Consider the following 14,705-nt stretch of genomic DNA (forward strand, 5'->3'; position numbering starts at 1 on the left):
GGCCGCAGAGGGCGCAGAGTTAGAGAGGAGAGGGTATGTTACGGATTTGGTTTGAGCGAATGTGCGGTCGATCGCTTATACTAGAATATCTGGTTGTGTGCCCTTCAAGGACGAAACAGGACTGAAGTCCTCACTACAAACTTAATTATGATTATTTAATCGGACTTGATATCAACTCTCAGTTAACCGCTAACTACTAACAACTAAGTACAAAAAACGTTTCTGAACAATGGAAGCAAAATCCTACAAAGACACCGTAAATTTGCCCAAAACCAAGTTTGATATGCGCGCCAACGCCGTCAAACGTGAACCAGAATTGCAACAATTTTGGGCAGATCAAGAAATATACGATCGCCTTTCGCACAATAACCCAGGGGATTTGTTCGTCCTCCACGACGGCCCGCCCTACGCTAACGGACAACTCCACATCGGCCACGCCCTCAACAAAATTCTCAAGGATTTTATCAACCGCTACCAAATGCTGCGCGGTAAAAAAGTCCGCTATGTACCCGGTTGGGATTGTCACGGATTGCCGATCGAACTTAAGGTATTGCAAAACATGAAGTCGGACGATCGGCTAAATCTTACTCCGATCGATCTCCGCCGCAAAGCCTCCGCCTTCGCCCAGGAAACAATGGCGCAGCAGCGCACATCCTTTCAGCGCTACGGCGTTTGGGGCGACTGGGAACACCCGTATTTAACCCTGAAACCCGAATACGAAGCGGCTCAAATCGGCGTTTTCGGTCAAATGGTGCTCAAAGGCTACATCTTCCGCGGCTTCAAACCCGTGCACTGGAGTCCGAGCTCGAAAACAGCCCTCGCTGAAGCTGAATTAGAATATCCCGAAGGCCACGTCTCGCGCAGCATCTACGTCGGCTTTCACGTGAGAAAATTGTCAAAATCCCTGCAAACGAAGCTCAAGCGCTATATGCCGAGCCTCTGGGCGGCGATTTGGACGACTACCCCCTGGACGATTCCGGCTAACTTGGCGATCGCAGTTAATCCCGAACTGATGTATGCAGTGGTGGAACCGCCGGCAAATTCCCACATTGCACAACAATTTATGTTAGTTGCTGTCGATGCGGTCGATCGACTGTCGGCAACTTTGAATACTGAATTAAAAATCCTGGCTACCTTCCCAGGTAAAGATTTAGAAGGTTCCACCTACAAACACCCGTTGTTCGATCGCGAAAGCCCGATCGTTGCCGGTGGCGACTACATTACCGCTGACTCAGGAACCGGATTGGTGCACACTGCACCCGGCCACGGACAAGAAGACTTTATCGTCGGAAAACGCTGCGGTTTGCCAGTTTTAACGCCCGTCGATGAGAACGGAAATTTCACCGCCGAAGCTGGACAGTTTGCAGGTTTAAATGTCCTCGGAAACGGCAATGCCGCAGTCATTGATGCCCTTGCGGAAGTAAATTGTTTGATTAAAGAGGAAGCTTATCCTCACTCCTATCCTTACGATTGGCGGACTAAAAAACCGACGATTTTTCGGGCGACTGAACAGTGGTTTGCATCCGTTGAAGGGTTCCGCGATGAAGCGTTAAAGGCAATTTCCGGTGTGAATTGGATTCCCGCCCAAGGGGAAAATCGGATCACGGCTATGGTTAGCGATCGATCGGATTGGTGTATTTCTCGCCAGCGGACTTGGGGCGTGCCGATTCCGGTGTTTTACGACGAAGAAACCAACGAACCTCTGTTAAATGAAGAGACGATCTCGCACGTGCAAGCTATTTTTGCCGAGATCGGTTCCGATGCTTGGTGGGAAATGTCGATCGCCGAATTGCTACCGGAATCATACCGCAATGACGGCCGCACTTACCGCAAGGGCACAGACACGATGGATGTGTGGTTTGACTCGGGTTCTTCCTGGGCGGCTGTGGCGAAAGGGCGATCGGAATTAAACTATCCTGCTGATATCTATTTGGAAGGTTCAGACCAACACCGCGGCTGGTTTCAATCGAGCTTACTTACCAGTGTAGCAACTAACGGCGTCGCTCCCTACAAAACAGTTTTGACTCACGGTTTTGTCCTAGATGAAAAAGGCCGGAAGATGAGCAAATCTGAAGGCAATGTCGTCGATCCGGCGTTAGTAATCAAGGAATATGGCGCCGATGTTTTGCGATTGTGGGTGTCTTCGGTAGACTACTCCGCCGACGTGCCTTTAGGCAAAAACATTCTCAAACAGCAATCGGATGTTTACCGCAAGATTCGGAATACAGCGAAGTTTTTGCTGGGGAATTTACACGACTTCGATCCGGCAAAAGATGCCGTTGCTTTCGAGGATTTGCCGGAACTCGATCGCTATATGTTGCACAGAATGGGCGAAGTTTTTGCGGAAGTTCAAGAAGCTTTTGAAAGTTTCCAATTTTCCCGATTCTTCCAAACAGTTCAGAATTTCTGTACCGTGGATTTGTCTAATTTCTACTTGGATGTTGCCAAAGATCGACTTTACATCAGTTCGACAGATGCGCGCCGCCGCCGCAGTTGTCAGACGGTAATTGCGATCGCAGTCGAAAATTTAGCACGGGCGATCGCACCTGTGTTGTGTCACATGGCTGAGGATATTTGGCAGTACATTCCTTATCAAACACCGTACAAGTCAGTATTTGAGGCTGGTTGGGTGCAACTAGATGCTAAATGGCACAATCCAGAATTGGCGACTCGCTGGCAGTATTTACGGCAAGTACGCGGCGAAGTTAACAAGGTTTTGGAACAGGCGAGGACTGAAAAGGCGATCGGTTCTTCTTTGGAAGCTAAGGTTTTATTGTACGTTCCCGATGTCGCAAAAAGAGCGCAATTGCAAGCTTTGAATCCCAGCAGCGAAGGATTGATGGATTATGTGCGATCGCAAAATGCAGCCATCCAACTAGCAGAAGACGAGAAAGCCAAAGCAGTACAAGACAAACAAGAATCACAAGCAGCAAGTGTTGCCAAAGTCTTGACAGAAAAGACAGTTCATGTTGAGGAAGAAACTGTCGCCAAGGGCGATGCAGCTTCTGAGATTGTAGAATATTCTGCCCCAGAAGCATCTGCTTTAGATTTGCAGGAAATGTTAGATAAAAGCGCCCAGTTTGTGGCGGATTTGCCTAACTATGCCGGCAACTTTTTCACAGAATACCAAACATTGCTGGTAACACTTGGGCTGTTAGCTTCTGTGGCGATAACTGGGAGAGTAACCCTGGCGGTTTTGGATACAATGAATCAGATTCCGCTGCTGGGTGACTTGTTTGAAGTCATCGGTATCTTGTTTACAATCTGGTTTGCTTTCCGTCACTTGCTGTTTGCAGAAAGCCGCCAAGAAATGGCACAAACAATTGATTCGCTGACAGCAGATGTGCTTGGAAAGTCAACGGCGCTGGTACTGGTAGAAACACAGGAGATTGTGCTTTCACTTCCAGTAGAGACAGCCCTTGTACCAGTACAGGCGATCGCACAAACAGCCCCAGTCGAACAAGTGTTTGCAGAAACACCCGAAATCCCGACAGCAGAATTAAGTGCGATCGCGCCCAAAGCAGAAATTCCTGCGGAAATAGCTGTACACCACCATTCTGCAAGTGGTAGCAACGGTGTAGACGAACTGCGCTACTTGTTCATTACTTCGGAAGTGGAACTGATAGAATCGAATGCAGTGATGCAGGAATTGCCGTACAGTTACCAGTCTCCAGAGTTGGCGATTGGTGTAGTTAAAGCAGACGGCCAAAAGTGCGATCGATGCTGGAACTACTCTACTCATGTCGGAGAGTCGATCGAACATCCGGTAATTTGCGAACGTTGCGTCTCAGCAGTTGACGGCAAATTCTAACCCTCGCCTCCAACCCCTCTGAGCTCGGGTTTCGTTTGTGCAGACGCGGTTTCAACCGCCGTCTCCAACTCTTGTGGGATGGGCTTCTCCAACTCTTGTGGGATGGGCTTCTAGCCCGTCCCAAATATACAATTCAAATTGTGTATAAAAAATCAAAAACCTCTTGTGGGATGGGCTTCTAGCCCGTCCCAAATCCACAATTTAAATGCGAAAAACCCTAACAATATTGAGTCTTAAAGATTCATTTATGATTATCGTCATCGCCTTCTGTAACTCTACATTTCCTCCATAAATTCAAACAGAGAATTACAGCAAAAGGCACGAAAAATACAACTGCTGGAACTATCCAAAAAGCACCACCGCCAATCAGACTATCGCCATCTGGCGTGATACAGCTAGAATTAGCCGCCTCGATACAGTCCCGCCATTTCCAGTACCGCACATAAAACAGATAAAAGAAAAAAGAAGAGCAAAACAGACAGACACTCATTATAATATAAGACATCTGATTACAAAAACAAGAGTTAATTGAAGAACTTTTCTATTTCTTATTAAAAAAACGGCAGACAAATTCACCAGGATTGTTTTGTCCAAACGCCAAAACAGTGCCATCTTGCTTAACTGTACTGTGGCTGCGGCAATTGTAGACTTCCAGAGGCTGCTTGACTCCATCAACACTCAGAATTACCCTGTATTCCCAGTAGTTTTTCGCACTGCGCTTGATATCGACAATGCAAATCTCGCGCCCTTGATAGTTGCGGCATACAGAAGCCTCAGCCGGAAGGGCGGCGCAGAAAAAACAGATTAATAGCAACAAGTAGCAAACATATTTCATGATTCGCGATCTATTCTACTGCATAACCAGTAAACTTTCGCATAAACGGCGGCTGAAATCCCCACACAATGTCCTCCTTGGGAACTCCGGCTATGACTAAATCTTCAGCAATATCATCTTCAGTCGCATTCCATTGCAGCCAAATTTTCCCGCCCTTGATATCAATGTGAATGCTACAGTGATGCACTCTAGTCTGTTTGTCCCAGCCCACATAGAAGATTTGGTAATGATCTCGTTCTGTATCAAGAATTGTCTCGACTTCAATATCTCCGTGGGCAGGTTTGCGGTTGCCGTACTCCATTAACATTTGCTGTACAATTTGCCGATATTTGATTAGTTTTTCCATTTAACAATTACCTCAATTGCTGTATCATAAACTATCATTTTTAGCTGATTTTCCTCCACTCTTGCTTTCGGAAAATCTAGTTGAAAGAATTATTCGTAAGTTATTAATGGCACAGCCAAGTACAAAATGCGATCGGGTTCTTTTTCTTTCAGTGCAGCTCGGTAATTAATGAACTGCCCCAAAGCTCTGTGGAATTCGGAGATTGCCGACGATTTTGTCAAAAAGCTTTTAACTTCAACGGCAATTTTTTCGCCTTGCCTTTCTGCTGCAATCAGCCTTTCTGCTCCCAGATCGATCGACATATTGACACCGCCCACACTAATCGGAAACGGATCGTGGGTAATATGCCAGCCTTCTTTTTGCAAAGCTGTTTTGACAACTTCATGAAAAACATCTCTGGCAGACATAATCAATTGATAAATAACTTACTTATTACTATCATACCTCTTAACCGCTAAATACAACAATCTCAGAGCGACGCACCTTACTTACTCGAAAATTGTGTATACCACATATACATGGAATATGCTGTAATTTAGCGTGCTGGCGGTAGCTTGATTTCGATACCCACTTTTTGGCCTAAATCGATCGCACTACTAGCAAAATCAGTCATCCCTGCGATCGGAATTGCGATCGCAGTACCGGCCGCAATCATCGCAGTCAAGCTCTTCTTTAACCTGGCTTTATTCCATTGGCTTTCCGGTTTCTTGATTTCCGCTTCGACATCTTCAATATCGATAATTATCCCATCGCGGATGTCTTCGGGAAACTGAGCGGCGGTTTCACGCATCGATGAAATCAGTTTCAAAAGTTCGGCTGTATTGGCGTTATTATTTTGCACTGATTGATTGCCGCCAACTTCGGCACTGTTTGACGAACCGCCGATATTGCCGGAGAAGTTAGCACCTTGAAAAGCACCTTGAAAGTGGTTGATTTCAGAAGAATTTTGAGTCATTTTTGCTTCGGCTTTATTAATAATAGGTCTACTAACAGCTAGTTTAGCGATATCTATAAGGTCGTCATATTCTCTGCCGTATTTGTCATCGCCCCTTTGCCTTCTGCGCCGAAGTTCGATCGACTCATAGCCATCCAACAAAGGCCGCAAATCCAGTTTAAGTTTAAGTTTCCCCACCCGAACCTTAGTCTCGCCCATCTCCTCCAATCCTAGCAACTCCTCGTAATCCAGCGGATCGGCATCTGGATAACCGGGAACCGGCACCCATTGACTGATTTCCAGATTGGCAAAAGAATTGTGGATTTTGCTAAACGTATCCCGAATCATACTCAGAAAAGAACGCCGCGTCGATTCCCGCCCGCTAACGGCGATCGAGATTTTCTCATCTTCCGGGTCAGATTTAATTCGGGCGATATTGTACACTTCAGCGCCTTCCGTGTACTCCAGCATTACCCCCGTGCGCCAGCGGGTTCTGTTGTGGATTTTCTCGTGCATCAGGACGATGAAACGGGAGAGGATGCTGTCGGGGAGGATGCGGTAGTGATATTGAAATTCCAGGGTTTCGCCTTCGAGTTCGGTGTTTTTCGGTTCTTCTTTGGGCAAAATGCCGGGGATGAGGAAAGTCAGCGCGTTGCAATGGCTGATGGGGAAGCAGAGTTGAAATTCGCCCATCAACTCGGTGAGACAGTTGTAACGGTGGCTGGGATATTTAGTTGAGTCGAGGATGCGGCTGAGGTCGGCGTGGGTGAGAATGCCTTTGGTTTTGACTTTGAGTGCGTCGTCGCTGAGGAGGGCATAGATGCCTTCTGTCACCCAGTGGGGATTGAGGATGTTGGTGGATTGCAGGATGGGGTGTTCGCGGAAGTTGAGGACAATGCCCAGGTTGTGCAGCAATCCGATGAGTTGAGTTTGGTCGGTTTCTGCGAGGATGTTTTCTGTGGCGCAGATGGTGGCGTATTCGCTGATGCTGATGAAGTCTTTGTCGAGGTTTTCCAGGCGCTGCTTGACTTGGAACCAGCTTAGCGGCAAAAGATCGTAGACTTCCTTGAGTTGGGAGATTTCGGTGTGGATGGCGCTGCGGAGTTCGTCGATGCCGGTGCCGCTTTGGCAGGAAGTTTCGATAATGGCTTTGATGTTGGGATATTTGTCGCGCAAGGCTTTGCGGTTGAGATCCAGGGGTTGTTCGTCGGATTTGTTGCCGACGAGGATGACGGGGGATGCGTCGCCGAAGCTTTCGATCAGTTTCAGCCAGTATTCGAGGCGGTTTTCGTCTTCGCTGGTGCGGCAGTTGGAGACGAGGAGGTAGAGGCTGCGTTTGGTGAGGAAAAATTGGTGGGTGGCGTGGTAGATTTCTTGTCCGCCGAAGTCCCAGACATTGAGTTTGACCGGTTTGGTGTTGACTGTAATTTGCAAGTTTGTGATGTTGAGTCCGTCGGTTTGGGGCTGGTTGGGGTTGTATTGGTTGTGGGTGAGGCGGTTGATCAGGGAGGTTTTGCCGACGCTTCCTTGGCCGACGAGGAGGACTTTGGCTTCGTTGAGGGGGAGGACTTCGCCGCTGCGGAGTTGGCGCAGGTAGTTGAAGATGGCGGCGGGAGTACCGGGGTTTTCATCCAGGTTGACTGGCCCTAGAACTTCTGGAGAAATGGGCAGAGGATTGCCACGGAGGTCGAGTTTTTCAAGTTTTGAGAGTATTTCTAAGCATTCGGGAATCTTTTCAATCTGATTGTGACTTAGGTCAAGCCGTGTCAGATTGGATAATTGAGAGATCGCTTCAGGGATTATGGTTATCTGATTGTGACTGAGGTCAAGCCGTGTCAGATTCGACAGTTGGCCGAGTGCTTCTGGGATTTGCCTAATCTGATTGTTACTGAAGTAAATAAATGTCAGATTAAACAGTTGGGATATCGCTTCTGGGATTTGGCTAATCTGATTGTTACCGAGGACAAATTCTGTCAGATTGGACAGTTGGAATATCGCCTCTGGGATGACGGTAATCTGATTGTCATATAGGTAAAGCAATTGCAGATTGGACAGTTGCCCGATCGCCTCTGGGATGGAGGTAATCTGATTGTCACTGAGGTTAAGCCGTGTCAGATTCGACAGTTGGGCGATCGCTTCTGGGATGAAGGTAATCTGATTGTTATTGAGGTAAAGCTGTGTTAGATGGGATAATTGAGCGATCGCTTCTGGGATGAAGGTAATCTGATTGCTACCGAGGTCAAGCTTTGTCAAATTGGGCAATTTACCGATCGCCTCTGGAATTTCTGTTAAATCAATGCTGGTTAAATTCAAACTCTCTAATTGCTTCATTTCCAGCAGCAATTCTGGCATTTTTCCGAATGGATTGCTGCTGAGGTTAATCGATCGCAAATTTATCAGCGATCGCAATTCCTCCGGCAGTGTGCTTAATTGATTGGTGATTAGTTTCGGAGTATGTTTGCCATCAACCCATTCCCAGTCTTCCACCTTCCCCAACACCAACGTCTCAAGCTGCGTGCACTTGCCAATCTCCGGCGGCAATTCCTCCAACCCCAACCCCGCCAAATCCAATTCTGTCTGGCCCTCATCAGCCGCTTTGTCGATTAACTGCAACAATTCTTCTCGCGTCATATTTTTTGTCGGTAGTCTTCATTTGATTGTGACAGGATTTTTGGGTTGGTGGGGAATTGGCCATCCGCAACAATCTAAGAAACCGGGTTTTTTTGAGTTTCTGCGCTATCACCCAATATTTTCGTAAAAACCCGGTTTCTGGCCACCCGCGCCAATCTAAGAAACCGGGTTTTTTTGAGTTTCTGCGCTGTCACCAACAATTTTCGTAAAAACCCGGTTTCTGGCCACCCGCGACAATCTAAGAAACCGGGTTTTTTCCCATATCTAGGGCTGTCACCAATAATTCTCGCAAAAACCCGGTTTCTGCACCCGCGACAATCTAAGAAACCGGGTTTTTTCCCATATCTAGGGCTGTCACCAATAATTCTCGCAAAAACCCGGTTTCTGGCCCCCGCGACAATCTAAGAAACCGGGTTTTTTTGGGTTTCTGCGCTGTCACCAACAATTCTCGCAAAAACCCGGTTTCTGGCCACTCGGTTTATGTTAGCGGGAGATGGACGATCTGATCTTGGTATTCATCATCGAATGAACCATCAGCAATTAAAATTAATTCCTCAATATTTTGCCCAATACTTAAATCTGAGTTGAGAATGAAAATCCCTGGAATATGTCTGCCGACCGCCATATTATCTGCCAGATGAACTGGCATTGACTTGCGGTTGTTCGTCACTAAAATAAAACGATTATCTTCACACCAAATCAAAATATCCGGATCGAGCGTACTTTTCGGAGGCGTACCAATGTCGCCCACTGCCCAAACTACTAAATCCGGGCGTTTCCGGCGAAGTTGTGTCGCATAAATTGGCGTAACATTCTCATCCATCAAATATTTAAGCGCCATTTCTCAAGCACCCTGGATCGCAGTTTGCCTTTCCCGTTCTGCCTTCAATTTTCGCAATCTTTCCGCAGCCGGATGAGGATTTGCTGCTTGTATTTTTCGCTGCTGATGCGACCATTCTAACCAATCTTGTATATATTGACTTACTGATTCTTTGTTTAGCAAATAATACAAAATAGTTGTGTAAACTTCTGCTAAAGTTAGAGATGGATAGAGTTGCTGAATTTCTTCGGCGGTGCGTTCCCGATACAAATACTCATACAGCACCGTCTCAATCCCGATGCGATGTCCTTTAATGCGAATATCATCCGCTGCTAAGAAATCAAAATACTCATTCAGTCCCATATCTAAAATCCCTCTTTTAGCTATCTACTATTCTACTATTCGGTTTGATGAGAAACTATAATGCGATCGATTTCTGCGCGGTGGCGATCGCTCCAACCATCATATCAAATTTCCCCTAGAATCGGATTGCCCCGCAAATCGAGTTTTTCTAGATTCTCCATGCTGTCGATCGCCCTTGGGATTGCTGTAATCTGATTATCATTCAGGTAAAGCTGTCTCAGATTCGGCATTTGGGCGAGATTCTCAGGAATTTCTGTAATCTGATTGCTGCTGAGGTAAAGCTGTGACAGATTCGAGAGTTGGGCGAGATCCTCTGGAATTGCTGTAATCTGATTGTATCGGAGGTAAAGCTCTGTCAAATGCGACAATTGGGCTAGATCCTCTGGGATTACTGCAATCTGATTTTTACTGAGATTGAGCTGTGTCAAATTCGCTAATTTTCCTAGCGCCCCTGGGATGGCTGCAATCTGATTGTGCGTGAGGTAAAGCTTTGTCAAATTCGACAATTGGGCGAGAGAGTCGGGGATTTCGGTAATCTGATTATTATACAGGTCGAGGTCTGTCAGATTCGACAATTGGGCGAGAGAGTCGGGGATTTCGGTAATCTGATTGTAACTGAGATCGAGCAGTTTCAGCTTTGACAGTTTTCCGAGTGATTCTGGGATGACAGCAATCCGATTATTATAGAGGTCAAGGTCTGTCAGATTGGATAGTTGGGCGATAAAATCTGGGATAGCTGCAATCTGATTGTAACTTAAGTCAAGCACTGACAGATGAGAGAGTTGGCAGAGAATTTCTGGGATTTCTGTTAAGCCAATACCGCTTAAATCTAAACTTTCAAGTTGCGTACAGTTGGCAATCTCCGGTGGCAATTCCTGCAACTCTAATCCCGACAAATCAAGTTTTGTAATTTTTTTATCAGTAGCTAGATTAATTCGTCGTAGTGCTTCATCGCGCGTCATATCCTGAGTCTCCGCGTGTGTTTCCCCGCCATCTTGTTTCTATTCAGGCAGGAATTTGGAAGATCCGGAAAAATTGGCAAATTGAGATGAGCAACCGGGTTTCTATTATAAATAAACGTCCGCAATTGTCATTACGAGGCACGAAGCAATCGCCAAGACTAAGATTGCTTCGTTCGTCGCAATGACATATATCAGTTGTTTACGCAGGGAGCGAGAAACCGGGTTTTTATTAATCTTTGGTTAGGTGATGATAAATACGGAAAGAAACCCGGTTTCTGAGGTCTGTGTTACCAAGAGAACTGAAATGATGGTAGGCTTGGCATAGAAACTTGTTTGTTTATGAATCAAATTAAACGTGTTGCCATAGTGGGAGGAACCCACGGAAACGAACTCACAGGAGTATACCTTGTGAAGAAGTTCGATCGCGCGCCAGAGTTAATTGGGCGATCGACTTTTGAAACAATCGCCCTGCTAGCCAACCCCAAAGCCTGCGAAATTGGGAGACGCTACATCGATATCGACCTCAACCGCTGCTTTCGCCAGCAAGATTTAGAAAATCCCCACCTCTCCAGCTACGAAGCCCAGCGGGCAAAAGAGATATACCACATTTTTAGCTCAAAAAACACCGAGCAACAAAGCTTAATCATCGATTTGCACAGCACCACATCGAACATGGGGCTAACATTTATTCTCGCCAGCCAGCATCCCTTTAACCTGCAACTAGCAGCTTATTTAACCTCTATCTATCCTCACCTCAAGTTACTGGCTTCGCCAAGCAATCATCAAGATAGTCCTTTGTTGCGATCGATTTCTGAGTTAGGCGGTACGCTGGAAGTTGGCGCAGTCGCGCAAGGTGTTTTAGATGCGTCTTGGTTTCAGCAAACCGAGCAAGTTATCGGGACAATATTAGATTGCACAGAAGCCTACAATCTAGGCACAATGCCCGTTGTCAATAATTCCCTGACTATTTATCAAAGCATTCGGGCGATCGACTATCCGAGAAACAACTCTGGAGAAATTCAGGCAATGATTCATCCTCAGCTACAATCGAAAGATTATGAAGCATTGAATCCGGGCGATCCAATGTTTTTGACCTTTGAGGGCGAGTCTGTTTTGTATGAAGGTAAATCGATTGTTTATCCAATTTTTATTAACGAGGCGGCTTACTACGAAAAAGGAATTGCCATGTGTTTTACCCAAAAGCAAATTGTGGTTATGTAGCGTACATCAGGGCTGAATTTGGCAACCACTTACTCAATAATTTCCCCCTGACCAAGAATTTCAAAGGTGGTATAGCGGTTGTCAGAAAGATGAGGTACGTTGTTGGGCTTCAGCCCTCTTAGTCGAAGGGTTGTGTGGGCTGCCAGTCATACCTCATCTTTTTGAGAAAGGCTATATAAGCCCCCGGATTTATCCGTGGAATCAATCCCAAATCGAAAATCAAAAATCCTCTCTTCCCCCGGATTTATCCGTGGAATTAATCTAAAATCTAAAATCTAAAATCGATTGACGCACCGTAGCAATTACAATTATTAATTCCATAGAAATTATCGGTTATTTGCATAACTCCCCGCCGGAAATAGCCCTGCCGTTTCCCTACAGATGAAATCCTCTAAGCAATATTGTTCATAATTCGTATTGCCACAAATCTAGGAAACAAAAACACCCGATCGATCGTCGAGATTCCTGAGCAAGTATATTTTGAATGATTAATAGATTTTTCACTACCCACCTCAGCTTTACATCCCACCGGCGAATGATTTTACTATCAAAAAAACAGATTTCTACAATTTTGTTGACCGTGGGGTTGACAACTATTTCTAGCTGTGGTAATAACACGGGAGTTAATGCGCCGATCGCCCAAGCCAACTCGATCGCCCAACGCCTCGTCTCTTCAGCAGTCGCCCAACAGCCCAACAGCCCGAAATTCGGTCAGCCGATCGCCTGTACCCTAGGAAAAGACTGTTTTGTCATGCACTATTTCGATCGCGATCCAAGCCCTGGCGCCGTTGAATTCGGCTGCGGGCGACAAACCTACGACGGGCACGACGGTATAGATTTTGCCATTCCCGACGCCAAAGCAATGGCTAAAGGAGTCCCCGTTGTCGCCTCCGCTGCGGGGAAAGTTTTGCGAGTGCGAGATGGCGTAGTCGATCGGCGTTTGCAAAACCAGACAGACAAAACCAACGTCGCAGGTACAGAATGCGGCAACGGTATGGTAATCGATCACGGCAACGGCTGGGAAGCCCAATATTGCCACCTCCGCCAAAACAGCCTTGTTGTCAAACCGGGAATGCAGGTACAAAAAGGCACTGTTTTGGGCATGGTGGGCAACTCTGGCTTAGCCTCTTTCCCCCACGTACACATCACTTTTCGCTATCAAGGCAAGCCCGTAGATCCGTTTGTGGGGCCAGACGCGAAGTTAGGCTGCAACATTGCCCGCAATCCAATTTGGGACAAGCCGATCGACTATGTTTCTACCGGTTTAATTCGCGCCGGTTTTGCCCCCAAGCCACCGGATGAGAATACTGTCTGGGCGGGACAATTTTCGGAAACTCAACTACCTGTAAACAGCCCGGTTTTATTGTTTTGGGTGCAGAGTTACGGAGTCCTCAAGGGCGATCGCGAACAATACAAAATATTTGCACCCGATGGCAAAACTATCGTCAACGACAGCAAGGAAATTCCAGCCCCCAGCCGCACTTGGTTGCGTTATGTCGGCAAAAGAAACAGTACAAATTCTCCCCTGACTCCCGGAGTGTGGCGCGCAGAATATCGGTTGACGCGGGGCGATCGGGTTTTAGCAGAAGTTAAGCGAGAAGTTGAATTGCGTTAGTGGCTAAGCCTTATAAGCTTTAATTTCTCTTTATTTCTTAGTCCGCGGAGGCGGACATCGTTTGTGTAGATGCGGTTTCAACCGCCGACTTTTATTTAGATTTAGTTCCCGATCGCACTTTTAAAAGAATGTCATACAGTCAATTCATCAACCTAGAAATGATTGAAACCAACTTTGGCATCACCATTGCTGACAAAGTTGGTATTTTTGCCAATTTACCCAAATCCGAGTATAGCGACCTTCTCAGTCAAACCCTGCAAGAAAATATCTCTTTAGCTTTAGCAATTAATACCGAAAAAGCTCGCTCAGAATTAATTGTTACACCTATTTTAGTAGAACTGAGAAAGCAGTTTAAGTATCAAATTAGCTTGTTTTCAGGAAAAGAGTTTAATGTAGATTTAGAAAAAGGATTGACTGGTTTTTGTGATTTTCTAATTAGTCGTTCTCCAGAACAACTTTTAATTAAAGCCCCGGTTGTCGCCTTAGTAGAAGCTAAAAATGATAATATCCAAGCTGGATTGCCACAATGTATGGCAGAAATGATTGCAGCTCAAATTTTTAATGAAAGACGAAACAATAATATTTCCGAAATATATGGAGTGGTCACAACCGGAACAAACTGGAAATTTTTACGACTTAGCAATCAAATTATGGAAGTGGATTTAAATGATTATTTTATTGATAATATCAGTCAAATTATTGGCATATTAAAATACTTAATAAACGCAGCTAACCTGTGAAACTCAAACTATCTTGAAAGTCATCTGCGTTTATCTGCGTTTATCTGCGGTTTCCCCAATCAAAAATTTATGCCATAAGTCTATAATTTTTGCACGATCGCCAATTCTACCGGACAATGTAGCTGTCATCAGCTTATTGTCCCCGGCTCGATCGCACTGGCGAATGCTTCTGATTTTGACAATTTAGGGCAAATTTTCCCAAGCTTGAGCCACAATCTCACTCAGCCAGCGCCTTTGAGTCAAATCGAGCAGATTGTCGTCCGCCAGTACCTCAGCCTTTAACTCATCCAAAGACTGCGATCGCGATCGGGCAATCTGAACCACACCCACGATCGCAGATGCCACCAATTCTTCATTCAGCGGCTGCTGTCGCAAAGCAATCATTTCTTGAGGATTCGTAGGAATGGGATAATTCATGAAATTGCAT

General features: G+C 45.9%; 11 protein-coding genes and 1 pseudogene. 4 read left to right on the forward strand and 8 right to left on the reverse strand.

The annotated features are described in order from the left end of the window. The first annotated feature begins 229 nt into the window (after positions 1–229). Complete coding sequence (ileS, locus tag JGK36_RS05005; protein WP_293196981.1) at positions 230–3,811, forward strand: isoleucine--tRNA ligase; 3,582 nt, start codon at positions 230–232, stop codon at positions 3,809–3,811. A gap of 541 nt (positions 3,812–4,352) precedes the next feature. Here the strand turns inward: ileS and JGK36_RS05010 are convergent. The 7 genes and pseudogenes from JGK36_RS05010 to JGK36_RS05040 all read right to left on the reverse strand — a co-directional run bounded on the left by JGK36_RS05010 (position 4,353) and on the right by JGK36_RS05040 (position 10,702). Continuing rightward, the gene (locus JGK36_RS05010) at positions 4,353–4,646 is read right to left on the reverse strand and encodes a hypothetical protein (RefSeq protein WP_293196980.1); all 294 of its coding nucleotides are present in this window, start codon (positions 4,644–4,646) and stop codon (positions 4,353–4,355) included. Between the two features lie 10 nt (positions 4,647–4,656). After that, the gene (locus JGK36_RS05015; RefSeq protein ID WP_293183425.1) at positions 4,657–4,992 is read right to left on the reverse strand and encodes a XisI protein; all 336 of its coding nucleotides are present in this window, start codon (positions 4,990–4,992) and stop codon (positions 4,657–4,659) included. Further along, positions 4,980–5,399 (reverse strand): annotated as a pseudogene (locus JGK36_RS05020) (XisH family protein). Before JGK36_RS05020 ends, JGK36_RS05015 begins: the two are co-directional and overlap by 13 nt. 128 nt (positions 5,400–5,527) lie before the next feature. Then, positions 5,528–8,557, reverse strand: a complete 3,030-nt coding sequence (locus JGK36_RS05025; RefSeq protein ID WP_293196979.1) for a COR domain-containing protein — start codon at positions 8,555–8,557, stop codon at positions 5,528–5,530. 478 nt (positions 8,558–9,035) lie between these two features. Continuing rightward, positions 9,036–9,398, reverse strand: a complete 363-nt coding sequence (locus JGK36_RS05030; protein ID WP_293196978.1) for a DUF5615 family PIN-like protein — start codon at positions 9,396–9,398, stop codon at positions 9,036–9,038. Between the two features lie 3 nt (positions 9,399–9,401). Then, positions 9,402–9,740 (reverse strand): DUF433 domain-containing protein, encoded by a 339-nt coding sequence (locus tag JGK36_RS05035; protein WP_293196977.1) that lies wholly within the window; start codon positions 9,738–9,740, stop codon positions 9,402–9,404. Positions 9,741–9,844: 104 nt separating this feature from the next. After that, positions 9,845–10,702 (reverse strand): leucine-rich repeat protein, encoded by an 858-nt coding sequence (locus tag JGK36_RS05040; protein ID WP_293178594.1) that lies wholly within the window; start codon positions 10,700–10,702, stop codon positions 9,845–9,847. A 339-nt stretch (positions 10,703–11,041) separates the two neighbouring features. Here JGK36_RS05040 and JGK36_RS05045 point away from each other — a divergent pair, with 339 nt between their 5' ends. The 3 genes from JGK36_RS05045 to JGK36_RS05055 all read left to right on the forward strand — a co-directional run bounded on the left by JGK36_RS05045 (position 11,042) and on the right by JGK36_RS05055 (position 14,278). Then, entirely contained in the window at positions 11,042–11,923 is an 882-nt protein-coding gene (locus JGK36_RS05045) for an aspartoacylase (protein ID WP_293196976.1), read from the forward strand. A gap of 535 nt (positions 11,924–12,458) precedes the next feature. Continuing rightward, entirely contained in the window at positions 12,459–13,538 is a 1,080-nt protein-coding gene (locus JGK36_RS05050) for a M23 family metallopeptidase (RefSeq protein WP_293189399.1), read from the forward strand. 158 nt (positions 13,539–13,696) lie between these two features. Beyond that, a complete protein-coding gene (locus tag JGK36_RS05055; protein WP_366516565.1) occupies positions 13,697–14,278 on the forward strand; it encodes a hypothetical protein in 582 nt (193 codons plus the stop codon). Between the two features lie 183 nt (positions 14,279–14,461). On the opposite strand, the gene JGK36_RS05060 is transcribed toward JGK36_RS05055, so the two are convergent. Next, complete coding sequence (locus JGK36_RS05060; protein ID WP_293153381.1) at positions 14,462–14,695, reverse strand: hypothetical protein; 234 nt, start codon at positions 14,693–14,695, stop codon at positions 14,462–14,464. Between the last annotated feature and the right edge of the window lie 10 nt (positions 14,696–14,705).

It is taken from the genome of Microcoleus sp. PH2017_35_SFW_U_B (assembly GCF_020737865.1).
Classification (GTDB): domain Bacteria; phylum Cyanobacteriota; class Cyanobacteriia; order Cyanobacteriales; family Microcoleaceae; genus Microcoleus.

Excerpts from the sequence above, each read along its gene's own strand:
- ileS (WP_293196981.1), top strand. The coding sequence starts at position 230 with ATGGAAGCAAAATCCTACAAAGACACCGTAAATTTGCCCAAAACCAAG.
- JGK36_RS05010 (WP_293196980.1), bottom strand. The coding sequence starts at position 4,646 with ATGAAATATGTTTGCTACTTGTTGCTATTAATCTGTTTTTTCTGCGCC.
- JGK36_RS05015 (WP_293183425.1), bottom strand. The coding sequence starts at position 4,992 with ATGGAAAAACTAATCAAATATCGGCAAATTGTACAGCAAATGTTAATG.
- JGK36_RS05025 (WP_293196979.1), bottom strand. The coding sequence starts at position 8,557 with ATGACGCGAGAAGAATTGTTGCAGTTAATCGACAAAGCGGCTGATGAG.
- JGK36_RS05030 (WP_293196978.1), bottom strand. The coding sequence starts at position 9,398 with ATGGCGCTTAAATATTTGATGGATGAGAATGTTACGCCAATTTATGCG.
- JGK36_RS05035 (WP_293196977.1), bottom strand. The coding sequence starts at position 9,740 with ATGGGACTGAATGAGTATTTTGATTTCTTAGCAGCGGATGATATTCGC.
- JGK36_RS05040 (WP_293178594.1), bottom strand. The coding sequence starts at position 10,702 with ATGACGCGCGATGAAGCACTACGACGAATTAATCTAGCTACTGATAAA.
- JGK36_RS05045 (WP_293196976.1), top strand. The coding sequence starts at position 11,042 with ATGAATCAAATTAAACGTGTTGCCATAGTGGGAGGAACCCACGGAAAC.
- JGK36_RS05050 (WP_293189399.1), top strand. The coding sequence starts at position 12,459 with ATGATTTTACTATCAAAAAAACAGATTTCTACAATTTTGTTGACCGTG.
- JGK36_RS05055 (WP_366516565.1), top strand. The coding sequence starts at position 13,697 with ATGATTGAAACCAACTTTGGCATCACCATTGCTGACAAAGTTGGTATT.
- JGK36_RS05060 (WP_293153381.1), bottom strand. The coding sequence starts at position 14,695 with ATGAATTATCCCATTCCTACGAATCCTCAAGAAATGATTGCTTTGCGA.